At 74.4% G+C, this 24,489-nt stretch carries 21 protein-coding genes; 4 read left to right on the plus strand and 17 right to left on the minus strand.

What is annotated here, in order from left to right:
• Positions 1 to 2 precede the first annotated feature (2 nt).
• From GCU56_RS13000 to uvrC, 6 genes are all read right to left on the minus strand, one after another.
• On the minus strand, positions 3 to 1,196 hold the full coding sequence (locus GCU56_RS13000; RefSeq protein ID WP_163482158.1) for a phosphoglycerate kinase: 1,194 nt from the start codon (positions 1,194 to 1,196) through the stop codon (positions 3 to 5).
• Positions 1,196 to 2,200 carry a type I glyceraldehyde-3-phosphate dehydrogenase gene (gene gap, locus GCU56_RS13005; RefSeq protein ID WP_163482159.1) on the minus strand — a complete coding sequence of 335 codons (1,005 nt, stop codon included), beginning with the start codon at positions 2,198 to 2,200 and terminating at the stop codon, positions 1,196 to 1,198. Before gap ends, GCU56_RS13000 begins: the two co-directional genes overlap by 1 nt.
• A gap of 239 nt (positions 2,201 to 2,439) precedes the next feature.
• Complete coding sequence (whiA, locus tag GCU56_RS13010) at positions 2,440 to 3,420, minus strand: DNA-binding protein WhiA (RefSeq protein WP_163482160.1); 981 nt, start codon at positions 3,418 to 3,420, stop codon at positions 2,440 to 2,442.
• Positions 3,421 to 3,562: 142 nt separating this feature from the next.
• The gene (locus GCU56_RS13015) at positions 3,563 to 4,540 is read right to left on the minus strand and encodes a uridine diphosphate-N-acetylglucosamine-binding protein YvcK (protein WP_163482161.1); all 978 of its coding nucleotides are present in this window, start codon (positions 4,538 to 4,540) and stop codon (positions 3,563 to 3,565) included.
• On the minus strand, positions 4,540 to 5,508 hold the full coding sequence (gene rapZ / locus GCU56_RS13020) for an RNase adapter RapZ (RefSeq protein ID WP_163482162.1): 969 nt from the start codon (positions 5,506 to 5,508) through the stop codon (positions 4,540 to 4,542). Before rapZ ends, GCU56_RS13015 begins: the two co-directional genes overlap by 1 nt.
• Positions 5,505 to 7,550 (minus strand): excinuclease ABC subunit UvrC, encoded by a 2,046-nt coding sequence (gene uvrC, locus GCU56_RS13025; protein ID WP_163482163.1) that lies wholly within the window; start codon positions 7,548 to 7,550, stop codon positions 5,505 to 5,507. Before uvrC ends, rapZ begins: the two co-directional genes overlap by 4 nt.
• 151 nt (positions 7,551 to 7,701) lie before the next feature.
• Here uvrC and GCU56_RS13030 point away from each other — a divergent pair, with 151 nt between their 5' ends.
• Positions 7,702 to 8,595, plus strand: coding sequence for an alpha/beta fold hydrolase (locus GCU56_RS13030; protein WP_163482164.1), 894 nt, complete (start codon positions 7,702 to 7,704; stop codon positions 8,593 to 8,595).
• A 4-nt stretch (positions 8,596 to 8,599) separates the two neighbouring features.
• Here the strand turns inward: GCU56_RS13030 and GCU56_RS13035 are convergent, their stop codons facing one another.
• The 4 genes from GCU56_RS13035 to GCU56_RS13050 all read right to left on the minus strand — a co-directional run bounded on the left by GCU56_RS13035 (position 8,600) and on the right by GCU56_RS13050 (position 14,957).
• A complete protein-coding gene (locus GCU56_RS13035; RefSeq protein WP_163482165.1) occupies positions 8,600 to 9,523 on the minus strand; it encodes an alpha/beta fold hydrolase in 924 nt (307 codons plus the stop codon).
• 31 nt (positions 9,524 to 9,554) lie between these two features.
• On the minus strand, positions 9,555 to 10,418 hold the full coding sequence (locus tag GCU56_RS13040; RefSeq protein WP_345771819.1) for a VOC family protein: 864 nt from the start codon (positions 10,416 to 10,418) through the stop codon (positions 9,555 to 9,557).
• Positions 10,419 to 10,485: 67 nt separating this feature from the next.
• Positions 10,486 to 13,377, minus strand: a complete 2,892-nt coding sequence (gene uvrA / locus GCU56_RS13045) for an excinuclease ABC subunit UvrA (protein ID WP_163482166.1) — start codon at positions 13,375 to 13,377, stop codon at positions 10,486 to 10,488.
• Positions 13,378 to 13,550: 173 nt separating this feature from the next.
• Positions 13,551 to 14,957 (minus strand): amidase, encoded by a 1,407-nt coding sequence (locus GCU56_RS13050; RefSeq protein ID WP_163482167.1) that lies wholly within the window; start codon positions 14,955 to 14,957, stop codon positions 13,551 to 13,553.
• 49 nt (positions 14,958 to 15,006) lie between these two features.
• Between GCU56_RS13050 and GCU56_RS13055 the strand changes: the two genes are divergently transcribed.
• Entirely contained in the window at positions 15,007 to 15,675 is a 669-nt protein-coding gene (locus GCU56_RS13055; protein ID WP_163482168.1) for an MBL fold metallo-hydrolase, read from the plus strand.
• A 5-nt stretch (positions 15,676 to 15,680) separates the two neighbouring features.
• On the plus strand, positions 15,681 to 16,100 hold the full coding sequence (locus tag GCU56_RS13060) for a PPOX class F420-dependent oxidoreductase (protein WP_204332018.1): 420 nt from the start codon (positions 15,681 to 15,683) through the stop codon (positions 16,098 to 16,100).
• A 52-nt stretch (positions 16,101 to 16,152) separates the two neighbouring features.
• Here the strand turns inward: GCU56_RS13060 and zwf are convergent, their stop codons facing one another.
• From zwf to GCU56_RS13085, 5 genes are read right to left on the minus strand one after another with little or no spacing between them, the layout of a single operon-like run.
• Complete coding sequence (zwf, locus tag GCU56_RS13065) at positions 16,153 to 17,643, minus strand: glucose-6-phosphate dehydrogenase (protein WP_163482169.1); 1,491 nt, start codon at positions 17,641 to 17,643, stop codon at positions 16,153 to 16,155.
• Between the two features lie 21 nt (positions 17,644 to 17,664).
• Positions 17,665 to 17,952: a hypothetical protein gene (locus tag GCU56_RS13070; RefSeq protein WP_163482170.1), complete on the minus strand. Its 288-nt coding sequence runs from the start codon at positions 17,950 to 17,952 to the stop codon at positions 17,665 to 17,667.
• An 11-nt stretch (positions 17,953 to 17,963) separates the two neighbouring features.
• The gene (locus GCU56_RS13075; protein ID WP_163482171.1) at positions 17,964 to 18,725 is read right to left on the minus strand and encodes an SDR family oxidoreductase; all 762 of its coding nucleotides are present in this window, start codon (positions 18,723 to 18,725) and stop codon (positions 17,964 to 17,966) included.
• Between the two features lie 16 nt (positions 18,726 to 18,741).
• Positions 18,742 to 19,743, minus strand: coding sequence for an acetamidase/formamidase family protein (locus GCU56_RS13080; RefSeq protein WP_163482172.1), 1,002 nt, complete (start codon positions 19,741 to 19,743; stop codon positions 18,742 to 18,744).
• Between the two features lie 8 nt (positions 19,744 to 19,751).
• The gene (locus tag GCU56_RS13085) at positions 19,752 to 21,002 is read right to left on the minus strand and encodes an alpha-hydroxy-acid oxidizing protein (RefSeq protein WP_163482173.1); all 1,251 of its coding nucleotides are present in this window, start codon (positions 21,000 to 21,002) and stop codon (positions 19,752 to 19,754) included.
• A gap of 175 nt (positions 21,003 to 21,177) precedes the next feature.
• Here GCU56_RS13085 and GCU56_RS13090 point away from each other — a divergent pair, with 175 nt between their 5' ends.
• Entirely contained in the window at positions 21,178 to 22,416 is a 1,239-nt protein-coding gene (locus GCU56_RS13090; protein WP_163482174.1) for a polyhydroxyalkanoate depolymerase, read from the plus strand.
• Positions 22,417 to 22,465: 49 nt separating this feature from the next.
• Here the strand turns inward: GCU56_RS13090 and GCU56_RS13095 are convergent, their stop codons facing one another.
• Together GCU56_RS13095 and GCU56_RS13100 are read right to left on the minus strand one after the other, a co-directional pair.
• On the minus strand, positions 22,466 to 23,569 hold the full coding sequence (locus GCU56_RS13095) for a DNA glycosylase AlkZ-like family protein (RefSeq protein WP_163482175.1): 1,104 nt from the start codon (positions 23,567 to 23,569) through the stop codon (positions 22,466 to 22,468).
• Between the two features lie 22 nt (positions 23,570 to 23,591).
• Positions 23,592 to 24,470: a TerD family protein gene (locus tag GCU56_RS13100; RefSeq protein WP_163482176.1), complete on the minus strand. Its 879-nt coding sequence runs from the start codon at positions 24,468 to 24,470 to the stop codon at positions 23,592 to 23,594.
• Positions 24,471 to 24,489 lie beyond the last annotated feature (19 nt).

Genomic DNA, 24,489 nt, shown 5'->3' on the forward strand with positions numbered 1-24,489 from the left:
CCTCAGTCGGCCAGCACCGCGAGGCCGGGCAGCTCCCGGCCCTCGAGGTACTCCAGCGACGCGCCGCCGCCGGTGCTGATGTGCCCGTAGGCGGCCTCGTCGAGGCCGAGCACCCGCACCGCGGCCGCGGAGTCCCCGCCACCGACGACGGACAGCCCGTCGACGGCGCCCACCCCCTCCGCCACCCCGCGGGTGCCGGCCTGGAAGGGGGCCAGCTCGAAGACGCCCATCGGGCCGTTCCAGAAGACGGTGCGCGCCTCGACCAGCTCGGCGGTGAACAGGTCGACGGTGAGCGGGCCCACGTCCAGTCCCATCAGGTCGTCCGGGATCGCGTCGGCCGGCGTCACGCTGGTCTCGGCGTCGGCACCGAACCGGTCCGCGCAGAGGATGTCCACCGGCAGCACGATCTTGCCGCCCGCCTCCGCCAGGAGCCGGCGGCAGGTGTCGACCTGGTCGGCCTCCAGCAACGACTTCCCGACCCCGTGGCCCTGGGCGGCGAGGAAGGTGAAGCACATGCCGCCGCCGACCAGCAGCCGGTCGACCTTCGGCAGCAGGGCCTCGATCACCGCGAGCTTGTCGCTGACCTTGGAGCCGCCGAGGACGACGACGTAGGGGCGCTCCGGGTCCTGCGTGAGGCGGGTGAGCACGTCCAGCTCGGTGGCGACCAGCCGGCCGGCGACGTGCGGCAGCCGCTGCGCGACGTCGTACACCGAGGCGTGCTTGCGGTGCACCGCGCCGAAGGCGTCGTCGACGTAGACGTCGGCGAGGGCGGCCAGCCGGTCGGCCAGCTCACCCCGCGCGGCGTCGTCCTTCGCCGTCTCGGCAGCCTCGAACCGGACGTTCTCCAGCAGGAGGACGTCGCCGTCGGCCAGCGCTCCGGCCCTCGCGCGCGCGTCGTCCCCGGCGACGTCGGCGGCCAGGGGCACCGTCGTCCCGAGCAGTTCACCGAGCCGTGCCGCGACCGGCGCGAGGGAGAACTGGGGGTCGGGTTCGCCCTTGGGCCGGCCGAGGTGAGCGGCCACGACCACCCGGGCGCCGGCGTCCCGCAGCGCCTGCAGGGTGGGCAGGCTGGCCCGGATCCGGCCGTCGTCGGTGATCGCGCGGGTGGACGTGTCGAGCGGGACGTTCAGGTCGGCGCGCACGAGCACGCGCCGACCCGAGACGCCCTCGGCGAGGAGGTCGTCGAGCGAGCGCATCAGAGGGACTTGCCCACCAGCGTCGTCAGGTCGACCAGGCGGTTGGAGTAGCCCCACTCGTTGTCGTACCAGCCGAGCACCTTGACCATCGGGCCGAAGACCTTGGTCAGCTGCGCGTCGTAGATGCAGGACGCGGGGTCGGTGACGATGTCGGAGGAGACGATCGGGGCGTCGGTGTAGGTCAGGTACTTGCCCAGCGGCCCGGCCGCCGCCTCGCGGTAGGCGGTGTCGATCTCCTCCGCCGTGGCCTCCTGGTTCAGCGTCACGGTGAGGTCGGTGGCCGAGCCCGTGGGCAGCGGGACGCGCATGGCGTAGCCGTCCAGCTTGCCCTTGAGCTCGGGCAGGACCAGGCCGATGGCCTTGGCCGCGCCGGTCGAGGTCGGCACCATGTTCAGCGCGGCGGCGCGGGCACGGCGAAGGTCCTTGTGCGGGCCGTCCTGCAGGTTCTGGTCCGCGGTGTAGGCGTGGATGGTGGTCATCAGGCCCCGCTCGATGCCGAAGGCGTCGTTGAGCACCTTGGCCAGCGGCGCCAGGCAGTTCGTCGTGCAGGACGCGTTGCTGATGATCGTCTGCGAGCCGTCGTACAGGCCGTCGTTGACGCCCATGACGATCGTGATGTCGTCGTCGGTGGCCGGCGCGGAGATGATGACCTTCTTGGCGCCGCCGGCGTCGACGTGCTTGCGGGCGTCGGAGGCCTTGGTGAAGAAGCCGGTGGACTCGACGACGACGTCGACGCCGAGGTCGCCCCACGGGAGGGCGGCGGGGTCGCGCTCGGAGAGCACCTGCATGGTCTGGCCGCCGACCTTGATCGACTGACCGTCCGCCGCGACGTCGTCGGGGAGCTTGCCCAGGATGCTGTCGTACTTGAGGAGGTGTGCCAGTGCCTCGGGGCTGGTGAGGTCGTTCACCGCCACGATCTCGATGTCCTGGCCGCTGGCCGCGGCCGCGCGCCAGAAGTTCCGGCCGATCCGCCCGAACCCGTTGATGCCTACCCGGACCGTCACTGCTGACCTCCACGTGTCTGTCGCGTCGGGGGCCGCGCGCAGCGCACAGCCTCGCTCGGCATCGAGCCTAACGGTCCCCGCACGACCCGGCCCGGGCCACCTGACAGGCGACCCGGACCGGCTGGACGGCGGCCCCGTGACGGACCGGAGCGGCCACCCACGCCAGGCGGCTCCCAGCGGGCGGCCCCTGCAGGGGCCCGCCGCGAGCCTGCGAGTGGCGGGGGCAGGGGGTCCTTCGACTACTGGGCCAGCATGTCGTCGGTGACGACCGACTCGGTGTCGGGGATGCCGAGGTCCTTGGCCCGCTTGTCGGCCATGGCCAGCAGTCGCCGTATCCGGCCGGCGACGGCGTCCTTGGTCATCGGCGGGTCGGCGCGCTGGCCGAGCTCCTCGAGCGACGCCTGGCCGTGTTCCAGCCGCAGCCGGCCGGCGAGCAGCAGGTGCTCGGGGGCGTCTCCGGCGAGGATCTCCATCGCCCGCTCCACCCGCGCGCTGGCGGCCACCGCGGCCCGGGCCGAGCGGCGGAGGTTGGCGTCGTCGAAGTTGGCCAGCCGGTTCGCCGTCGCCCGGACCTCACGGCGCATCCGCCGCTCCTCCCAGGCGAGGACGGCGTCGTGCGCCCCCATGCGGGTGAGCAGGGCGCTGATGGCGTCGCCGTCGCGGACCACGACCCGGTCGGCGCCGCGCACCTCGCGGGCCTTGGCGGCGATGCCCAGCCGGCGGGCCGCGCCGACGAGCGCCATCGCGGCCTCGGGACCGGGGCAGGTGACCTCCAGCGAGGAGGACCGGCCCGGCTCGGTGAGCGAGCCGTGCGCGAGGAAGGCCCCGCGCCAGGCGGCCTCGGCGTCGTTGATGCCACCGGAGACCACCGACGGCGGCAGGCCCCGCACCGGGCGGCCGCGCTGGTCGACCAGCCCGGTCTGCCGGGCCAGGCCCTCGCCGTGCTTGGCGATCCGGACGAGGTAGCGCACCCCGCGGCGGATGTTGCCGCCCGCGAGCACGCTCACGCCGCTGGTGTAGCCGTACACCTCGCTGATGTCGCGACGCAGGCGGCGGGCGACCGAGCCGGTGTCCAGCTCGGCCTCGATCACCACGCGGCCCCCGACGATGTGCAGGCCGCCGCTGAAGCGCAGCAGCGCGGTGACCTCCGCCTTGCGCTCGGAGGTCTTGGTGCACTCCACCCGAGACAGCTCGTCCTTGACCATGGCCGTCATCGCCATGCCATCCACCCCCACGTTCCCCCGGGGTTACCTGGCCCCATGTGTGGCGTCCCCTCATCTGCTGCTCGAACCGGTGCCGGTACCAGAGGTTGCGGTACCCGGCCCCGGAATTCCATGCCCTGGCGCCCCGACCGCCCGAGCGTCAGCCCACCCCGGCAGCGGCCCCGAGAGCCGTTGCCAGCCGCGCGGGGTCGTGCCGTGGAGCGCCGCCGAGTTCGGCCACCGGAGCCAGGACCAGCTCGGCGCCGCACTCGCGCACCGCAGACAGGAGACCACAACGGTCAACAACCGAGTCGACATCCGCGATCACCGTGTGCAGCGGCACTCCGCCGAGATGGGCGCGCAGCACCGTCAGATGCTCCTCCGGGGAGAACCCGTCCGTCTCCCCGGGCTGCGGTTCCAGGTTGAGGACGACGACGACCCGGGCCGAACTGGCGGCCAGCGCCGCCCGCAGCCGTGGCACCAGCAGGTGCGGCAGCACGGACGTGTACCAGGAGCCCGGCCCGAGCGAGACGACGTCCGCGGCGGCGATGGCCTCGAGGACGGCGGGGTGCACCGGCGGGTCCGGCGGCGAGACGATGATGTCCCGGACCCGCCCCGGGGTGGTCGCGATCGCCACCTGGCCCCGGATCGTGCGGGTGCGCGCAGGGTCGTCGGGATCGGTGCTCTCCACCCGGGCGACCAGGTCGAGCGGGACGTCGGCCATCGGCAGCACCCGGCCGCGGGCGCCCAGCAGCCGGCACAGGTCGTCCAGCGCCCGCACGGTGTCACCGCCGTGCAGCTCGACCAGGCCGGTGAGCACCAGGTTGCCGACCGGGTGGCCGGCCAGCACACCGCTGCCGCCCAGCCGGTGGTGCAGCAGCGCGGCCATGTCCCGGGTGCGGTCGGCCTCGTCGGCCAGCGCGGTGAGGGCCATCCGGAGGTCGCCGGGCGGCAGCACCGGCATCTCCCGGCGGATGCGGCCGGAGGAGCCCCCGTCGTCGGCCACGGTGACGACCGCGGTCAGCTCCGGGGTGATCCGGCGCCAGGCGCCCAGGGCAGCGGCCAGACCGTGACCGCCGCCGAAGGCCACCACCCGCGGCGGCCGGGTGCCGGCCGCCGCGCCCTGCGCTGCCCCCACTACTCGCGGCCCAGGTCGCGGTGCTGGGCGACGGCGGCGATGCCGTCGGCGGTGAGCCGGCGGGCGAACTCCTCGGCGATCGCGACGCTCCGGTGCTTGCCGCCGGTGCACCCCACGGCGAGGGTGAGGTAGCGCTTGCCCTCCCGCCGGTAGCCGGGGACGAGCAGGCGCAGCACGTCGAGGTAGCGGTCGAGGAAGGGGCCGGCGTCCTCCTGGCCGAGGACGTAGTCGCGCACGTCCGGGTCCTGGCCGGTGTGCGGCCGCAACTCGGGCAGCCAGTGCGGGTTGGGCAGGAAGCGGGCGTCGACGACCAGGTCGGCGTCCAGGGGCAGGCCGTACTTGAACCCGAAGCTGAGCACCGTCGCGGTCAGCGGCGGCGTCTGGCCCTCCCGGGCGAAGGCGTTCTCCAGCGTCGCCCGCAGCTGGTGCACGTTGAGGTCGCTGGTGTCGACCCACAGGTCGGCCTCCCCGGCGATGCCGGTGAGCAGCTCGCGCTCGGCGGAGATGCCGTCGATCAGCCGCCCCGAGCCCTGCAGCGGGTGCTCGCGGCGGACCGACTCGTAGCGCCGGATCAGCACGTCGTCCCGGGCGTGCACGTAGACCACCCGCGGGCGGTGACCGGCCTCGGCCAGCACCCGGATCGCCTCCTGCAGGTCGCTGGAGAACGCGCGGCTGCGCACGTCGACCACGGCGGCGAACCGGCGGACGTCGCCGCGTGCGCCGAGCTCGACCATCGGCAGCAGCAGGGCCGGCGGCAGGTTGTCCACGACGAACCAGCCGAGGTCCTCCAGCACCCGGCCGGCACTGTTCTTGCCGGCTCCGGACAGCCCGGTGACGACGACGACGTCCAGCGGCTGGAGCTCGGTGGCCGACGGGTCGATGGACGGCGGGACGTCGCTGTGCGGGTGGCCGGCGGGGCCCGTCGGCGTGCCGAGGGTGCCCAGCCGGTCGCTGGTCAGCTCGTTCACGAGGCCACCAGCCCGACCTCGGCCGTGGCGCCGGCGCCGGCACGCGGGGCACCGCGCTCGGCCGGGCCGGCGGGCGAGGTGGTCGACTCGACGACCTCGGTCCCGGCGTCCGGCCCGGCGTCCGCGTCCGCGTCCGGGAGGGCGACGGCTGACTGCACCGCCTCCGCGGTCCGCCGGCCGATGCCGGGGACGGCCATCAGCTCCTCCACGGTCGCGGCGCGCAGCCGCTTGAGGGATCCGAACTGCTTCATCAGGGCCTTCCGCCGCGTCTCCCCGAGGCCGGGGACGTCGTCCAACAAGGAGACCAGCATGCTGGTGGAGCGCTTCTGCCGGTGATAGGTGATGGCGAACCGGTGCGCCTCGTCGCGGACCCGCTGCAGCAGGTAGAGCGCCTCGGAGGTGCGCGGCAGGATCACCGGGTCCGGGTCCCCCGGCAGCCAGACCTCCTCCATCCGCTTGGCCAGCCCGCAGACCGCGACGTCGACGACGCCGAGCTCGTCGAGCGAGCGGGCGGCCGCGGCGACCTGCGGGGCACCGCCGTCGACGACCAGCAGGTTCGGCGGGTAGGCGAACCGGCGCGGCCGGCCCTCCTCCGCGGCGACCCCCTGCTCGTCCCGGCGGTCCTGCTCCTCCTTGAGGTGGCGGGCGAACCGGCGGCGGACCACCTCGGCCATCGCGGCGGTGTCGTCGGTGCCGTTGGTGACGCTGAACCGCCGGTAGTCGGACTTCTTCGCCAGGCCGTCCTCGAACACCACCATGCTGGCCACCACGTTGGTGCCCTGCACGTGCGAGATGTCGATGCACTCGATCCGCAGCGGGGCGTCCGGCAGCTCCAGCGCCTCCTGGAGCTCGGCCAGCGCGAGCGAGCGGGCGGTGAGGTCACTGGCCCGCTTGACCCGGTGCCGGGCGAACGCCTCCTTGGCGTTGCGCTCCACCGTCTCCAGCAGGGCCCGCTTGTCCCCGCGCTGCGGCACCCGCAGCGACACGCGACCGCCGCGGAGCTCCTCGAGCAGCTCGGTGTAGACGTCGGCGTCGTCGGGCAGCTCGGGCACCAGCACCTCGCGGGGCACCGCCTCGCCCGCCTCCCCCGCGCCGGTCTGCTCGTCGACGCCGCCGTAGACCTGCAGGAGGAACTGCTCGACCAGCTCGCCGGTGGTGACCGCCTCCACCTTGTCGACGATCCAGCCGCGCTGGCCGCGCACCCGCCCGCCACGGACGTGGAAGAGCTGGACGGCGGCCTCCAGCTCGTCCTGGGCGAAGGCGACGACGTCGGCGTCCGTGCCGTCGCCCAGGACGACGGCCTGCTTCTCCAGGGCCCGTCGCAGCGCCCCCAGGTCGTCGCGCAGCCGGGCGGCCTTCTCGTACTCCATCGACTCGGCGGCCGACGACATCTCCCGCTCGAGCCGCTTCACCAGGTGCTCGGTGCGGCCGGCCATGAAGTCGCAGAAGTCGTCGACGATCTCCCGGTGCTCCTCGGCGCTGACCCTGCCCACGCAGGGAGCCGAGCACTTGCCGATGTACCCCAGCAGGCAGGGCCGCCCGATCTGCCCGGCCCGCTTGAAGACGCCGGTCGAGCAGGTGCGGGCGGGGAAGACGCGGGTGAGGGTGTCGAGCGTCTCGCGGATGGCCCACGCGTGCGCGTACGGGCCGAAGTAGCGGACGCCCTTCTTCTTGGGCCCGCGCATCACCTGCAGCCGCGGGTACTCCTCGTTGAGGGTGACCGCCAGAGACGGGTAGCTCTTGTCGTCCCGGTACCGGACGTTGAACCGCGGGTCGAACTCCTTGATCCAGTTGTACTCGAGCTGGAGGGCCTCGACCTCGGTGCCGACGACGGTCCACTCGACGCTGGCCGCCGTGGTCACCATCTGCCGGGTGCGCGGGTGCAGGCCGGCCACGTCGGCGAAGTAGCTGTTCAGCCGCTGCCGCAGGCTCTTGGCCTTGCCGACGTAGACGACCCGGCCGTTCGGGTCGCGGAACCGGTAGACCCCCGGCGACTCGGGGATGCTGCCGACCGCGGGGCGGTACGTGGACGGGTCCGGCATGACCCCAGGTTAGGTCGGGGGGACGACGGTCCGCCGCAGCGGCCTCCCCCGAACCACACCGGTGTGGTTCGCCGCCTCCCGCGGGCGTTGACAGCCGCGGCCCGCGGGCGCCAGCCTGGTCCCGCACGGGGGCCGGCAGGAGGGCCCGGGCATGGGACGGCACATCAGGTCCGGAGACCGCGCGATCTGGACCGAGCAGGTGGGACGTGGTCCCGACGTCCTGCTGATCGGCGGGCTCGGCGACACCGTGGAGTCCTGGCAGTTCCAGCTCGACGGGCTGGCCGACCGCTACCGCCTGACCGCCTTCGACAACCGGGGCGCCGGCCGCTCCCCCATGCCGGACGGCCCCACCACCGTCGAGGCGATGGCCGACGACGCCGCCGCCGTCCTCGAGGCCCTCGGCATCGCCTCGGCGCACGTCGCCGGCTTCTCCGGCGGGGCGATGATCAGTCAGGAGCTGGCGCTGCGGCACCCGGACGTGGTCCGCAGTCTCGTGCTGCAGAGCACCTGGCCGGCGATGGACCCCCACCTGAGCCAGTGGGTCCGCTTCATCCACTGGCTCGCCGGCGCCGCACCCTCCGAGCGGGCGTTCCTGGAGGGCTTCTTCCTCGCGATCTACACGCCGCGCGCGCACAACGACGGCACGGTCGCGGCGGTCATCGAGGAGGCGATCGCGTTCCCGCACAAGCAGTCGCCGGAGGACACCCAGCGCACCCTGGACGCGTTCGCCGTCCACCGGACCCTCGACCGCCTGGACCGGATCTCCGCACCGACGCTCGTGCTGGCCGGCGGCATCGACCCGACCGCCCACCCCGAGCTCGGCCGCGCCGTCGCGGAGCGCATCGGCGGTGCCGCGTTCGAGGTCTGGGAGACCGAGTCGCACCAGCCGTTCCAGGAGGTGCCGGACCGGTGGAACGCCCGGGTCGACGCGTTCTGGCGCGAGGTGGAGGCGAGAACCGGCACGCCGGCGCCGCGGGACGCCGCGGACGACGCCTGGTCGCCGGACCGCCCACCGGAGTCCGCCCGCCCGGTCGGTACGTCCTGAGGGCTCAGCCCGCGAGCCGCTCCTCCAGCCAGGTCAGCAGGTCGGCGGTGACCTGGTCCCGGTTGGTCTCGTTGAACACCTCGTGCCGGGCGTCGGGGTAGACGTGTTGCTCCACCGGCAGGCCGCGATCCCGGAGGAGGTCGGCGAGGGCGGTCACCTGGGCGGCGTCGGCGCCCCCCACCGGGTCGCGCTGACCGGACACCAGCAGCGCCGGCAGTCCGTCGGGCAGGCCCGCGACGGCCTCCGGGGTGGCCACCCGGACGGCGAGCCCGAACATGGCGGCGGCGTAGCCGTACGTGGGCGGGACGTCGTCGCCGCAGAGCGCGTCGGCGAGGTAGGCGTCCACCTCCGCCTCGTCCCGGGACAGCCAGTCGTAGGACGTGCGCGCCGGCTCGAACGGCCCGTTGAAGTCGCCGAGGACGGCGACCGGCTGCTCGCCCATGCCGGCGTCGAGCGCCGCCTGCAGCTGCGGCAGCATCCCGGCCAGCTGCTCGTTGACGCCGAGGGGGCCCGACAGCACCAACCCGGCCAGCTCCTCGCCCTCCCGCTCGGCCGACGCCAGGGCGATGACCGAGCCGAGCGAGTGACCCACCAGCACGTGCGGGACACCGGGGTACGCCTCGGCCAGCCGGGCCGTGACGAGCCGGACGTCGTCGAGGACCTCCTCGGGGCCCGCGCCGTCGCCGAACCGGCCCCGACCGGTGGACTCGGTGGTCCGCCCGTGCCCTCGGTGGTCCATGGCCGCGACGGCGTAGCCGCGGGCGGTGAGCGCGTCGGCGAGACGCTGGTAGCGGCCGGCGTGCTCGGACAGGCCGTGCACCAGCTGGACGGTGGCCCGCGGGGGGCCGTCAGGCGCCCACTCGCGCAGGGCGAGGCGGACGCCGCCGCCCGCCTCCAGCCAGGTGACCTCCGCAGGCACGCTCGTCATGCCGGTCATCCTCGCGGACCGAGCCGGGCGCTCACCAGTCGCCACCAGGGGGCGTGAACTGGCTGACCGAGAACTCGGCGCCCTGGGGGTCCCGCAGCCGCGCGTTCCGCGTCCAGACGTCGTCGGTCGAGGACACGACGGTCGCGCCCAGCCGCTCGGCGAGCGCGACGCTCGCGTCCCGGTCGGCGACGGTGAACGTGACCTGCCAGCGGGCCGGGACCCCCGCCGGCACCTCGACGACCCCGCCGATGACGTCGGCGAAGCCCGGCGGGGCCGATGCCTGCCGCTCGTGGATGCCGGGGTCGACGGTGGCGGCGAGGTGGTCGCCGTACCCGGGCACCTGGATCATCGTCCCGGCTCCCTGCCCCAGGTCGACGGCGAGCCAGCCGAACAGCGGTCCGTAGAAGGCCGGCACGGTCTCCCCGGCGGGGGTGTGCAGGTCGCTGAAGTTCCAGCTGCCCGGGCTGTTCGTCAGCTGGGCGCCGAGTCGCCGGCGGGGCTGCCAGAGCCGGAACGCAGCTCCCGCCGGGTCGGTGCAGCTCGCCGCCCGCCCGCCGGGTCCGGCGTCCTCCGGGGCGGCGGTCACCGAGCCACCGAGACCGGGCACGGCCGCGGCGGTGGCGTCGGCGTCGTCGACCGCGACGTAGGTGTTCCAGCTCGCCGAACCGGTCGCGGACGGCCCGATCGCGGCCACGTCCTGCCCGTCGAGGGTGGCGATGAGGTAGCTGCCCGGCGCGTCCGGCGGGACGGCATCGGTGAGGACCCACCCGAAGAGCCCGGCGTAGAAGCGGGCCGCCTCCGCGGGTCGGGTTGCTCGGTGTCGATCCAGCAGGTGACACCGTGCGGATAGGTCCTCTGTGGCCTCACTGGGCGCCCCTCTCGGTCCTGGTCCCACGGACGCTAGAGCGGGGGTGTGACAGGTCGCGCGGGGCCGGACCGGCGTCCGGCCCGGCCCCGCGTGGTCAGCTCGCCTTCTTGCGGGCCCGCTTCTTCGGCGCCGCGGCCGCGGCGACCGCGTCCGGGTCGAGGATCTTCGCCAGGTACCGGCCGGTGTGGCTCTCCGGTACGGAGGCGAGGAACTCCGGCGGGCCCTCGGCGACGACCGTGCCGCCGCGGAAGCCACCCTCCGGCCCCATGTCGATCAGCCAGTCGGCGCTCTTGATGACGTCCAGGTTGTGCTCGATGACCACCACCGAGTTGCCCTTGTCGACCAGGCCCTGGAGCACCAGCAGCAGCTTGCGGATGTCCTCGAAGTGCAGACCGGTGGTCGGCTCGTCGAGGACGTAGATGCTGCGCCCGTTGGACCGCTTCTGCAGCTCGCTGGCGAGCTTCACCCGCTGCGCCTCCCCACCGGAGAGCGTGGTCGCCGGCTGGCCGAGGCGCACGTAGCCCAGCCCGACCTCGGTCAGCGTGCGCAGGTACCGGGCGATCGCCGGGATGGCCGCGAAGAAGTCCGCCGCCTCCTCGATCGGCATGTCCAGGACCTCGGCCACCGTCCGGCCCTTGTAGTGCACCTCGAGGGTCTCCCGGTTGAACCGGGCGCCCTTGCACACCTCGCAGGGGACGTAGACGTCGGGCAGGAAGTTCATCTCGATCTTCAGCGTGCCGTCGCCGGAGCACGCCTCGCAGCGCCCACCCTTGACGTTGAACGAGAAGCGCCCCGGCAGGTAGCCGCGCATCTTCGCCTCGGTGGTCTGGGCGAACAGCTTGCGCACGTGGTCCCACACCCCGGTGTACGTCGCCGGGTTGGACCGGGGCGTGCGGCCGATCGGCGACTGGTCGACGTGCACCACCTTGTCGAGCTGGTCGAGCCCGGTGATGGTGCGGTGCCGGCCGGGGACCATCCGCGCGCGGTTGAGCTCGTTGGCCAGCGTGGTGTAGAGGATGTCGTTGACCAGGCTCGACTTGCCCGAGCCGGAGACGCCGGTGACGGCCACCAGCACGCCCAGCGGGAACGTGACGTCGACGCCCTTGAGGTTGTGCTCGCGGGCGCCCTTGACGACGAGCTCGCGGCCGGGGGTGAGCTCCCGTCGCTCCTTGGGGATCTCGATCTCCCGGCGGCCGGACAGGTACTGCCCGGTGAGCGACCGCTCGCTGGCCAGCAGGTCCTCGACGGTGCCGCTGACGACCACCTCGCCACCGTGCTCGCCCGCGCCCGGGCCGATGTCGACCACCCAGTCCGCGGTCTTGATGGTGTCCTCGTCGTGCTCGACGACGATCAGGGTGTTGCCCATGTCGCGCAGCCGGACGAGCGTCTCGATCAGCCGGGTGTTGTCCCGCTGGTGCAGCCCGATCGAGGGCTCGTCGAGGACGTACAGCACCCCGACGAGCCCGGACCCGATCTGGGTGGCCAGCCGGATCCGCTGCGCCTCACCGCCGGCGAGGGTGGCGGCCGGCCGGTCCAGCGAGAGGTAGTCCAGGCCGACGTCGACGAGGAAGGACAGCCGGGCCTGGATCTCCTTGAGGACGCGGTCGGCGATGGCCCGTTCCCGCTCCCCCAGCTCCAGCGCACCCAGCCACTCCGACGCCTCACCGATCGACAGCCCGGTGACCTCGGCGATGGACCGGTCGTTCAGCTTCACCGCGAGGATCTCGGGCTTGAGCCGGGTGCCGTGGCAGACGGGACAGGGCACGTCGCGCATGTAGCCCTCGTACTTGTCCCGCATGAAGTCGCTGTCGGTGTCCTCGTGCCGCCGCTCGAGGAACGGCAGCACGCCCTCGAACGCGGCGTAGTAGCTGCGCTCGCGGCCGTATCGGTTCTTGTAGCGGACGTGCACCTGGTCCGGCGAGCCGTGCAGGACCGCCTTCTGCACCTTGGCCGGCAGCCGCTCCCACGGGTCGTCCATGGAGAAGCCGAGCTGCTGGGCCAGGCCGCCGAGCAGCCGGGTGAAGTACTCGTTGCTCATCGAGGTGGCCCACGGCGCGATCGCCCCCTGGGCCAGGCTCTTCTCCGGGTCGGGGACGACCAGGTCCGGGTCGACCTCCTTGCGGGTGCCGATGCCGGTGCACTCCGGGCACGCGCCGAACGGCGAGTTGAAGGAGAACGAGCGCGGCTCCAGCGCCTCGAACGACAGGCCGTCGTCGACGCAGGCGAGGTGCTCGGAGAAGGTCCGCTCGCGCTGCGGGTCGTGCTCGTCCAGATCGACGAAGTCGAGGACGACGAGGCCGCCGGCGAGGCCGAGCGCGGTCTCGACCGAGTCGGTCAGCCGGCGCTTGGCGCTCTCCTTGACCGTCAGCCGGTCGACGATCACCTCGATCGTGTGCTTCTCCTGCTTCTTGAGCTTCGGCGGCTCGGTCAGCGGGTGCACGGTGCCGTCGACCCGGACCCGGGAGAAGCCCTGCGTCTGCAGCGAACTGAAGAGGTCGACGTACTCGCCCTTGCGTGCCCGCACCACGGGGGCGAGCACCTGGAAGCGGGTGCCCTCGGCCATGGTCAGCACCTGGTCGACGATCTGCTGCGGGGTCTGCCGCGAGATCGGCTTGCCGCAGTTCGGGCAGTGCGGCTGCCCCGCGCGGGCGTAGAGCAGCCGGAGGTAGTCGTAGACCTCCGTGATGGTGCCGACGGTCGACCGCGGGTTGCGGTTGGTCGACTTCTGGTCGATCGAGACCGCCGGGCTCAGGCCCTCGATGAAGTCGACGTCGGGCTTGTCCATCTGGCCGAGGAACTGCCGGGCGTAGGCCGACAGCGACTCGACGTACCGGCGCTGGCCCTCGGCGAAGATCGTGTCGAAGGCGAGGCTCGACTTGCCGGAGCCCGAGAGCCCGGTGAACACGATCAGCGCGTCCCGGGGCAGGTCGAGGTGGACGTCCTTGAGGTTGTGCTCGCGGGCGCCGCGGACGACGAGGCGGTCCATGTGTTCCCTGTCGGTCGCTGGAGCGTGGGATGCGGTGCTGCGCGGCGCCGGTGCCGACCGGTGCCGATGTCGCTCTGGAGACAAGTCGTCGCGCTGGGTGCCTGTTCCGCTACCGGCCCGCGACCCCCGTCATACCGGTCCTCGGCCCGACCGGCCCCTGCACGGGCGGGGACTCAGGCGGGCGCCGCGAGGGCGGGCTGCAGGGGATCGAAGACCGGCGCGTGTCGGCGCCACGGCTGCTGCCGCTCCAGCTCTCCGGCGGTCCAGAGTAGTCGCGTCTCGGCACCCGCGGGACCGGCCAGCTGGACGGCCACGGGCAGCCCGTCGGCCCGCGTGCCGGCCGGCAGCACCAGCGCCGGCAGACCCGCCAGGTTCCAGGCCGCCGTCCACGGCGCCCACCGGGCGTTGGCCACGACGTTGGCCACGAAACCGCGTTCGTGCCAGGGCCGCGCGGGCAGCGGGGGGCCCGTGGTGACCGGGCTGAGCAGCACGTCGACGTCGGCGAAGAAGGCGGTCATCCGCTCGCGGAACCGCTCCGCGGTGGCCGGCCGCACCAGGCCGGCGGCCCGGACCGCCCGGCCGATGCGGGCGTGGGTGCGGCTGCGCGGCTGCAGGTCGGCGAGGTCGATGCCCAGGTGCGCGGCGTCGTCGGCGGCGCCGGCCATCCACCGGGTCAGGGCGCCGGCCGCAGCGCCGGGCGTGATCGGCGGGTCCCGCCGGACGACGGTGTGCCCGGCCGCGGTGAGCGCCGCGGCCACCGTGTCGACCGCGGCCCGCGTCGGACCGTCGGCGCGCACCCCGGGCAGCGGCGAGCGGGTCGAGACCGCGACCCGCAGCGGCCGCCCGGGCGCCGGCGGTGGCACCGGCTCCTGCCCGGTCAGCACGGCCAGCGCGACGGCGAGGTCGGCCACCGTGGTCGTCAGGACCCCGTTCTCCACCATGCCGGACCAGTCGAGCTCCAGGGTCGGGACGACGCCACGACCGGGCTTCAGGGTGAGCAGCCCGCAGGCCGCCGCGGGGAGCCGCAGCGAGCCCATGCCGTCGTTGCCCACGGCGATCGGGACCGCGCCCGCGGCGACCGCGGCCGCGCTGCCGCCGGAGCTGCCGGCCGGCGAGCGGGCGGTGTCCCACGGGTTCCGGGTGACCGTGCCCGGACCGTCGGTGGTGGCGTAGAGGCAGAGCTCCGGCGCGCGGCTGATGCCGACGACCACGGCGCCCGCCGCGCGCAGCCGGGCGACGACCGGGTGGTCCGCCGTCTCCACCCGCGTGGGGCAGGCCGGCGAGCCGTCGGTGCAGGTCTCACCGGCGACCGGGACGTTGTCCTTGACCGCGATCGGCACCCCGGCCAGTGGCATCGAGGCGCGGCCGGGAGCAGCGTCGACCGCCGCGGCCTCGGCCAGCGCCGCCTCGCGCCGGACCACCCGGAAGGCGCCGATCCGGGCCTCCACCGCGTCGAGGTGGGCCAGGTGCGCGCCCACCACCTCCACCGCCGTGAGCTCCCCCGCGCGCACGCGGGCGGCCAGCTCGGTGGCCGGGAGCCCGACGACCTGACCGGCCGCGAGACCTCCGCTAGCGTCCATGCCTGGACCGTATCCGCGGTCGCCGACACTTCTCGAACGGGAGCCTGGGATGAGCGCGGGGACCTACACCGGCGACGTCGAGGTGGGCGGGCCCGCCGACGTCCGGGAGCTGCCGGGGTTGACCATCAGCAAGCTGGCGGTCAGCGAGATGGCCAACAACGCCTACCTGCTGCGCTGCACCGCGACCGGCGAGGGCCTCCTGGTGGACGCGGCCGCCGAGCCCGACGCGCTGCGCGCGCTGATCGGTGACGGCGGTCTGCGCACCGTCGTCACCACGCACGGCCACTGGGACCACCACCGCGCACTCCCCCAGGTCGTCGAGGCCACCGGCGCGACCACCGTCGCGCACCCCGCCGACGCCGGGGACCTGCCGGTCCCCGTGCAGCGCCCCGTCGAGCACGGCGACACGGTGACCGTCGGCGAGCAGACCCTCGAGGTGGTCCACCTGCGCGGGCACACCCCCGGCAGCATCGCGCTGGTGTGGCGGGGGCCGGGTGACGCCGGGACGCACGTCTTCACCGGTGACAGCCTGTTCCCCGGCGGGGTGGGCAACACGCAGCAGGACGCGCAGCGGTTCGCCAGCCTCGTCGACGACGTCGAGCAGCGGCTGTTCGGCGCCCTGCCCGACGACGCCTGGGTCTACCCCGGCCACGGCAAGGACACCACGATCGGAGCCGAGCGCCCGCACCTCGCCGAGTGGCGCGCCCGCGGCTGGTGATCGGCGTGGCCTCCACCGACGACGAGGTCGAGTTCCTGCACTCCCACGGGATCGCCCGGCTCGCGACGTCGGGCGAGGACGGGCAGCCCGACGTCGTGCCCGTCGCGGTCGAGTTCGACGGTGCCTCGTCCTGGGTCGGCGGTTCCGGCGCGAGCGTCCTGCGGACCCGCAAGGTGGCCAACGTGCGAGCCGGGCGTCGCGAGGTCGCCCTCGTGGTGGACGACCTGCCGTCGTCCGACCCGTTCGTCGCGCGCGGGATCCGGGTCTGCGGCGTGGCCGACGGTCCCGTGGAGCGGGTCGGGATGGTGGGCCCCGGCCTGTACCTGCGCATCACCCCGCAGGTCTCCTGGAGCTGGGACATGGCCGGCGAGCCGGTCGGCGACCCGGTACGAGACGAGGCGGGCGGTCCACGACGGCGCCGCTAGCGAGGCGGACGGCCCGGGGTGACCGGCGACGACGACCGTCCGGGCGCGGCCTTCAGCCCCGGTGCCGCCACCGCCGTCCGTCGCGGGCGATCAGCTCGGCTGCCTCCGGAGGTCCCCAGGTGGCGGCCTGGTACAGCGGGATCGGCCGGGGGTCCTGGGCCCAGTACCGGAGCACGGGGTCGACGATGCGCCAGGAGCGGCCGACCTCGTCGGCGCGGATGAAGAGGGTCGGGTCCCCGATGAGCGCGTCGAGGATGACCCGTTCGTAGGCGTCGGGAGACTGCTCCTCGAAGCTCTGGTAGGAGAAGTCCATCGACGCCTTCTGCACGCGGAACGCGTGGCCGGGCACCTTCGCGCCGAAGCGCAGGCTCAGACCCTCGTCCGGCTGCACCCGGACGACGAGCGCGTCCGGCTCGAGGTCGGCGTCCGTCCCGGGGAACAGCGGCAGCTGCGGGGGCCGCCGGAACTCCATGGCCACCTCGGTGACCCGCGCCGGGAGCCGCTTCCCGGTGCGCACGTAGACCGGGACGCCCGCCCAGCGCCAGTTGGAGATGTCCAGCCGCAGCCCGACGAACGTCTCGGTCGAGCTGAGCGGGTCGACGCCGGCCTCGTCCCGGTAGCCGGGCATGAGGTCCTCCCGCGTGCCGCCGCGGGTGTACTGGCCGCGCACCGCGTTGGCGGCGATCTCCGCCTCCTCGTCCAGGGGCCGGATGGCGCGCAGCAGCTTGACCTTCTCGTCCCGGATCGCCTCCGGGTGGAACGAGGTGGGCGGCTCCATGAGGAACAGCGACAGCACCTGCAGGACGTGGTTCTGGACGATGTCCCGCATCGCCCCGGTCGTCTCGTAGAAGCCGCCGCGCTCACCGACCCCGAGCGTCTCGGCGACCGTGATCTGCACGTTGTCCACCCACGTGCGGTTCCAGATCGGCTCGAAGACCGAGTTCGCGAACCGGAGCGCGAGCAGGTTCTGCACGGTCTCCTTGGCGAGGTAGTGGTCGATGCGGAAGACCTGGTCCTCGACGAACGCCGTCGAGAGGTCGGCGTACAGCGCGCGGGCGCTCTCCTCGTCCCAGCCGAAGGGCTTCTCGACGACGACCCGCACGAAGCCGTCGCCGTCGGGGGTGCCCAGCCCCGCCTTGCCGAGGCTGACGGCGATGGGCCCGAACAGCCGGGGCGGCGTGGCCAGGTAGTGGACGCGGTTGCCCGCGGTGCCGTGCAGGCGGTCGCAGTCGGCGAGCACCTCGGACAGGCGCTGGTAGGTCGCCGGGTCGTCGTAGTCCCCGGCGACGTAGCGGGCGGCGGAGGCCAGCTCGTCCCACCGCCGGTTGCCGTCACTGGTCACGCTGCGACGGCACAGGTCGCCGAACTCCCCGTCGGTCATCGCCGTCCGGGCGACGCCGACCAGGGCGACCTCCGGCGGCAGCGCCCCGTAGGCGGTGAGCCGCTCCAGGGCCGGCAGCAGCTTGCGCGCCGTGAGGTCCCCCGAGGCGCCGAAGATCACCAGGACGCAGGCGGGGGCGCGGCGGTCCAGACCGGTCGTCATCGTGGGTGCCCCGCCGCGGCGCTACTCGTCGTCCTCTTCGAAGAGCGCGACGAGCTCGTCCGCCGTCCCGGCCACGTGCAGGGGGACGACGGACACCGTCCAGTCCGGGCGCCGCTGGTCGATGCCGAGCGCGAGGTCCCACGCCGCGCGGGCGGTCAGCGGCCCGAAGCAGGCGTCGTCACCGTCGTCCCCGATCGCCACCTCGACCAGCCAGGTGTCGGAGAGGTCCGCGGCCAGTTCGGCGAAGTCGGGGTCGGTGCCGTCCTCGGGTTCCGGGGAGTCGGCCTGGACCGGGTAGATGAGCGCCATGCTGCACCCTCTCAGAGCTGGATGCCGCGGGTGAGGGCACCGTCCACGACCAGGTTGGTACCGGTCGTGAAGCTGGAGACCGGGCTGGACAGGAAGACGACCGCCTTCGCCATCTCCTCGGCGGTGCCCATCCGCCCCGTGGGGTTGAGCGCGAGGGAGTCGCGGAACAGGTCCGGGTCGCCCCGCTCGATGCCCTGCCAGAAACCGCCCGCGAAGTACGTGTTGCCCGGGGAGACGACGTTGGCCCGGACGCCCCGGCCGGCGAGCTGGAACGCCAGGCCGGCGATGTAGCCGACGATCGCCGTCTTCATCGTCCCGTACGGGCCGGAGGCGAAGTCCGCCTCGCGCCCGGAGACGCTGGAGATGGCCACGATCGAGCCGCGACCGCCGGCCTCCAGGTGCGGCAGCGCGGCGGTGGCCAGCCGCACCGTGCCCATGAGGTCGACCTCGAAGGATGCGTACCAGTTCTCCTCGCCGGGCCCGGCCGCCAGCGCGCTGACGTTGGCGACGACGGCGTCCAGCCCGCCCAGCCGCCCCGCGGCGGCCTCGACCCAGCCGGTCAGCGCCGGCCCGTCCCGGACGTCGAGCCGGACGCCGGTGGCCCGCCCCCCGCGCTCCGCGATCGCCTTCTCCATCGCCTCGATCTCCGCGGCGTCGCGGGCGCAGAACTCGACGACGGCGCCCTCGTCGACGAAGGCCTCGACGATCGCCCGGCCGATGCCGCGGGTGCCGCCGGTGACGAGCACGCGGGAGTCGGTGAGCTGCAGGTCCACGGGTCCTCCAAGGGGGTCAGAGCAGGGCCGCCGCGCGGCGCCGCAGGTCGTCGTGCAGCCCGCCGTAGGCCGCGGCCCGGGGCAGGAGTGTCTTGCGCGCCTTCACGACGGCGCTGTAGTTCGCGTCGACGACGTTGGCGATGGGCGTCTCGGTGATCTGCGAGAGCAGCTGGTAGGCGTCCATCGGGTGCAGCCCGTAGAGCTCGCCGAACCAGCGCACCAGCTCCACCTGACCGATCCGCCAGGCGTCCTCCAGCGGCCGGCTGGACCCCACGGTCATCCAGTGCGTGTCGTCCTCCAGCCGTGGCCAGGCCGGGGCGCCCCCCTTCACCAGCTCCACGATGACGGTGGTCGTCATCGCGCCCTCGACGGCGGTCCCGCACGCCTCGCCCTCGCCCTGCCGGTAGTGGCCGTCGCCCACCGAGAACAGCGCGCCCTCGACGTTGACGCCGAGGAAGCAGGTGGTGCCGGGGCGCATCTGCGGGGTGTCCATGTTGCCGCCGAAGCGCTCGGGGACCAGCGAGCTGCGCACCTCGCCGCCGGGCGGCGCGACGCCGACCGTGCCCAGCATCGGCTCCACCGGCAGGGCGATCTCCAGGTCGGTGTGCCGGGCGGCGAAGGTGACGGTGTTCGCGGCCCGGTCCAGCTCGTAGATCCAGGTGGTGTCGGGCAGCGGGTCCTGCAGGGTGGCGACGCGGTCGGTGCCGGTCAGCCCACCGAAGAACGGGATCGCCGCCGACGCGCCCCAGTCGCGGGCCGGCTCCATCGCGACGAAGTGCAGGGCGAGGGTGTCGCCGGGCTCGGCGCCCTCGACGAAGAACGGGCCGGTCTGCGGGTTGACGAAGCGCAGGTCCACCTTCTCGCTGGAGAGGTCGGAGGTCTTCCGCAGGACACCGCAGAACGCGTCGTCGGACCAGACGCGGAGCGCCGTCCCCGGGGTCACCCGCCGCAGCGGGGCCACGCCGCCGAACGTGAACGCGTACTGCTCGACGCTGGGCACGACCTCGACGACGTCCATGCCGCAGCCTAGGAACCCGCAGGTGGGGTCGGCAACCAGCCGGTCCCGGGCCGCGACCTGACCCGGTCGGGCGTCAGCTCCCCCACCGACGGGACGCCGAGCAGCTGCAGCGTGCGGGTGATCTCGCGGGTCAGCAGATCGGCGACCCGCTGGACCCCGCGCTCGCCGCCGGCCATGAGGCCGTACAGGTAGGCCCGGCCGACCAGACAGGCGCGGGCGCCCAGCGCGACGGCGGCGACCACGTCCGCCCCGTCGAGGATGCCGCCGTCCAGGTACACCTCGGCCCGGTCCCCGACCGCCGCCACGACCGCGGGCAGCTCCTCCAGCGGCGTCGGGGCACGGTCGAGCTGGCGGCCGCCGTGGTTGGAGACGACGACCGCGTCGGCCCCGGCGTCGACGACCGCCCGTGCGTCCTCCGCCGTCTGCACGCCCTTCACCACCAGCGCGCCGCGCCACGTCGCGCGCAGCGCCGCGACGTCGGCCAGCGTGGCGGCCGGCTCGAAGACGCGGTCGGCCAGCTCGGCGACCGTGCCGCCCCAGGAGCGCAGGGAGGCGAACTCCAGCGGCGCGGTGGTCAGCAGGTCGATCCACCAGTGCGGGTGACGGGCGGCGTTGGCCGTCGTCCGCAGCGTCAGCGCCGGCGGGATGGTGAACCCGTTGCGGACGTCGCGCAGCCGCGGGCCGGCGACCGGGGTGTCGACGGTGAGCACGAGCGCCTCGTAGCCCGCGCGCCCGGCGCGCTCGACCAGTGCCGCGCTGGCGTCGCGGTCACGCCACAGGTAGAGCTGGAACCACCGGCGGGCCGCGGGGGCGGCGGCCGCGAGGTCCTCGATGGTCGTCGTCCCCATGGTGGACAGGGCGTGCGGGATGCCGATCCGCTCGGCCACCCGGCCCACCGCGATCTCCCCCTCGGTGTGCATGAGGCGGGTGAACCCGGTGGGCGCGAAGACCAGCGGCAGCGCGGACGGCCGGCCCAGCAGCGTCGTCGACGGGTCCACGACGGACACGTCGCGCAGCACGCTGGGGCGGAACTCGACCCGCGCGAACGCCTCGCGGGCGCGGCGCAGGCCGATCTCGGCACCGGCCGCGCCGTCGGTGTAGTCGAAGACCGCCCGGGGGGTCCGCCGGCGGGCCAGCTCCCGGAGGTCCCCGACGGTGGCGGCGGCGGCCAGCCGCCGGTCGGTGGCGTCCCCGGGCAGCCGACGGGGCCGGATCAGCTCGCGCAGCTCGGACCAGCGGGGTCTCCGGCGCTCGACCACTCCGACCTCCTCCGACGGCGTCCGCCCACCCTGCCAGCACCGGCGGGGCGGCAGGTACGGGTGGGACGGCGGCGGCCCCGCTCGCGGCGCTCCACCGCGCACGTGTCGCAGCCCGGAGTTAACGTGCGAGTAACAGTGACAGCCGTCACGTCTCGATCATCGACAGGCAGGTCCGATGCTCTACACCGCGTACGAGGTCAATCGCAGGGCCGGCGCGCCCGTCGTGGCGGCGTCCGGACTGACCGCCCGTGCGCTGTCCGCACTGCCGCCCCGGCTGGGCGGCGCGACGGGGGTGCGGCACCTGCGGGCGGTCTGCGAGATCGCCAGCCGGGCGCGGCCGACCCACGACCGCCCCGACTACGGGATCACCTCCGTGCAGGTGGCCGGCCGGCCGGCCGCGGTGACCGAGCACGCGGCGTCGCGGACGCCGTTCGCCACGCTGCTGCACTTCCGCAAGCCGACGGTGACCGGTCAGCCGCGGGTGCTCGTCGTCGGTCCGATGTCCGGGCACTTCACCACGCTGATCCGCCCCACCATCCGCACGCTCCTGGCCGACCACGACGTGTACGTCCTGGACTGGCACAACGCCCGCGACATCCCCGTCGAGCACGGCCCGTTCGGACTCGACGAGTACGTCGAGCACGTCATGGAGGCCCTCCGGCAGCTCGGACCGGGCGCGCACGTCGTCGCGGTCTGCCAGCCCGCCGTCCCGGTGCTCGCGGCGGTGTCGCTGCTCGCCGCGGCGGGGGACGAGGCCCAGCCGAGCAGCGTCACCCTGATGGCCGGTCCCGTCGACACCCGCGTCAACCCGAACCGGATCAACGAGATGGCCGGCACCAAGCCGCTGTCGTCGTTCGAGCGGCGCGTCATCGACACCGTCCCGGCGCGCTACGCCGGGGCCGGGCGGCGGGTGTACCCCGGCGTCGTCCAGCTCACGGCGTTCATGTCGATGAACCCGAAGCGCCACCTGAGCGCGCACGTGCAGATGTACCGCGACCTCGTGGCCGGCAACACGGCCCGGGCGGAGTCCACCCGCGCCTTCTACGAGGAGTACGGCGCGGTGATGGACGTGCCGGCGGAGTTCTACCTCGAGACGGTGGGCCGGGTCTTCCAGGAGCACCACCTGCCCACCGGCCGGCTCACCTGGCGCGGGCAGCGCGTCGACCCGTCGGCCATCCGGCGGACGGCCCTGCTGACCGTCGAGGGCGCCCGCGACGACATCTGCTCCCCGGGGCAGACCGAGGCGGCGCACGCGCTGTGCACCGGCATCCCGGCGGAGCGCAAGCGCCACCACCTGCAGCAGGACGTCGGCCACTACGGCGTGTTCAGCGGGTCCCGGTGGGAGGCCGAGGTCTACCCGGTGCTCCGCGACTTCGTCGCCGAGCACGCGTCGGAGCAGGCCGCCGCCAGCTGACGGCGGGCCGCTGCTGCGCCGACCCGACCGCCCCGCCGGACCGGGCCGGTCACGCCGGCCGGTCGGTCCCCCAGCGCAGGTCGTGGTCCCGGCCGGGCGCGAGGAAGGCCAGCAGCCGGGCGGCCTCGGCCTCGACGTCGGCCCGGTCGGCCGCCGGCAGCGGCGTGGACGGGCGGACGAGGAGCACGGTGGCCGCCGCCTCCTGGCGCGCCGCCCAGGTCGCCTGCACCCGGCCGTCGACGAGCAGGGTGCCCGTCCAGCCGCCGGGGCCACCCGGCAGCAGCACGTGGTCTCCGGGCGCCACCACGCGCGACCGGTCGGCGTAGCCGAGCGTGGCGTTGTCGTACTCGGCGAGGAAGCGCGGCGGCGCCGGGGTGTCCGGATCGGGCAGCGGGCCGTCGGGCACGTCGAGCACCTCGGTGCCGTCCTCGGTGTGCAGCCGGCGCAGCCGGGGGCCGAGCCGGTCGGCCACCTCGCGCAGCCGGGTGAGCCCGCACCACACCTGCGCGTCGCGCACCGTGGCCGGCCCGAACGCCGCGAGGTAGCGGAGCAGCAGCTCCTCCGGGGACGTCGGCGGGACGGTCCGGTCGCCGAGCCAGGCCCCGACGGTCGTCATCAGCGCCGCCCCGCTCGCCCTCCACAGCCCGCGCGGCGGGGGCTGCACCCACGGCACCCGGTAGCTGACGTCGTAGGCGACCGCCTCGGCGTCCAGCCCGGGATGGCGGCGGGCGAGCTCCCGCTGCAGCTCGGCCCGGCCCAGCGGTCGCTGCGCGAGCAGCGCGGCCGCCTCGGCGCGGACCGCCGAGACGTCCTGCCCGCGCAGCCGCTGCCCCCAGGCCGTGCCGGCGAACGTCCGGTCCAGCACCGGCTGCAGCACGGGGCGCAGGCCCAGGGCGTCGTCCGCGACGACCGTGTGGATCGTCGTCCGCATCAGCTGCGTCCGGACGACCTCCCGGGCGGTCATCAGGCCGTCCAGCTCGGCCGGGTCGTAGCCGGCCAGCCGGTCCCACAGGGCCAGGTGCGGCACTCCCGGCACCTGGCCCTGCAGCCCGACGAGGTCGCGCAGGGCGGTGGCGACCGGCCGCGCGGTGCGCTCCAGGAGCAGTTGCCGGGCCAGCGTCGCCCGGCCCAGCGCCCGGACGCCGAGGGTCACGGCGAACGGCGCGGCGGTCGGGTCACTTCCGGCCCGGCGCCCAGTTCATGCCCCAGCCGTACTGGTCGTCGAGCACGTCCTGACCCCCGTGGACGTAGCGCACCTCGCGGTTGACCACCAGCTGACCGCCCCGGTTCTCGAGGACGGCGATCGCGCAGAGCCGGGCCCGCGGGTCGTGCTCGTCCAGGCGGACCTCCACCTGCGGTCCCGACGCCGGGATGAGGGTGACCACCGCGTCGGCGGCACCCCAGTTCGGCGTGCCCTGGTAGATGAACGCGAAGACCAGGATCCGGCGGATGTGCGCGGTGTGCCGCAGGTCGATGAGCAGGTTCTCCCCACCGGTGTTCCGCCCGGAGCGGTCGTCGCCGTCCAGCCAGGCCACCAGCTCGCCGTTGGGCAGCGTGTGCTGCCCGCGGAACGCGTTGCCCAGGGCCTGGATGACGCCCTTGGACCCGTCGGCGTACTCGTACAGGCAGCCCAGGTCGAGGTCGATGCCACCCGACGCGGCACCGGCGAGGCGCTTGAGGAAGCCACCGCCCTGGGCGGCGGCCGGCCGGGCGTTCCAGTTGAGGTTGACCCGCAGCACGCCGGTGGTGCCCGCCGTCTTGGTGAGCGACACCGACGGCGCGTTCTTGGTCAGCGTGACCTTGCCCAACGACACCGGCGGTGTCGGCGCAGCGGGGGGCTGGGCCGGCGGCGCGCCGTGCTGCTGTGGCGGTGGGCCGCCGTACGGCTGGGCCGGGGGCGCGCCGTGCTGCTGCTGGCCGGCCGCCGGCGGCCCCCACTGCTCGTAGGGCGGCTGCTGGCCGGGCGGGTGCTGGGCCGGCGGGTCCGGCGCGGGCGGGGGCGGTGCGGCCGGCGGCTGGGCCGGCGTCCTGGGGCGCTTCGTGTAGTCGACCATCGGGCCTCCCTGCAGGTCA

This window comes from Geodermatophilus sabuli (assembly GCF_010686765.1).
Taxonomy (GTDB): Bacteria; Actinomycetota; Actinomycetes; order Mycobacteriales; family Geodermatophilaceae; genus Geodermatophilus; species Geodermatophilus sabuli_A.

Coding starts and splice junctions, on each gene's coding strand:
- GCU56_RS13080 (WP_163482172.1), bottom strand. CDS start 19,743: ATGGACGTCGTCGAGGTCGTGCCCAGCGTCGAGCAGTACGCGTTCACG.
- GCU56_RS13050 (WP_163482167.1), bottom strand. CDS start 14,957: ATGGACGCTAGCGGAGGTCTCGCGGCCGGTCAGGTCGTCGGGCTCCCG.
- GCU56_RS13000 (WP_163482158.1), bottom strand. CDS start 1,196: ATGCGCTCGCTCGACGACCTCCTCGCCGAGGGCGTCTCGGGTCGGCGC.
- GCU56_RS13090 (WP_163482174.1), top strand. CDS start 21,178: ATGCTCTACACCGCGTACGAGGTCAATCGCAGGGCCGGCGCGCCCGTC.
- GCU56_RS13100 (WP_163482176.1), bottom strand. CDS start 24,470: ATGGTCGACTACACGAAGCGCCCCAGGACGCCGGCCCAGCCGCCGGCC.
- uvrC (WP_163482163.1), bottom strand. CDS start 7,550: ATGCCGGACCCGTCCACGTACCGCCCCGCGGTCGGCAGCATCCCCGAG.
- GCU56_RS13035 (WP_163482165.1), bottom strand. CDS start 9,523: ATGACGAGCGTGCCTGCGGAGGTCACCTGGCTGGAGGCGGGCGGCGGC.
- GCU56_RS13070 (WP_163482170.1), bottom strand. CDS start 17,952: ATGGCGCTCATCTACCCGGTCCAGGCCGACTCCCCGGAACCCGAGGAC.
- zwf (WP_163482169.1), bottom strand. CDS start 17,643: ATGACGACCGGTCTGGACCGCCGCGCCCCCGCCTGCGTCCTGGTGATC.
- GCU56_RS13030 (WP_163482164.1), top strand. CDS start 7,702: ATGGGACGGCACATCAGGTCCGGAGACCGCGCGATCTGGACCGAGCAG.
- uvrA (WP_163482166.1), bottom strand. CDS start 13,377: ATGGACCGCCTCGTCGTCCGCGGCGCCCGCGAGCACAACCTCAAGGAC.
- whiA (WP_163482160.1), bottom strand. CDS start 3,420: ATGGCGATGACGGCCATGGTCAAGGACGAGCTGTCTCGGGTGGAGTGC.
- GCU56_RS13055 (WP_163482168.1), top strand. CDS start 15,007: ATGAGCGCGGGGACCTACACCGGCGACGTCGAGGTGGGCGGGCCCGCC.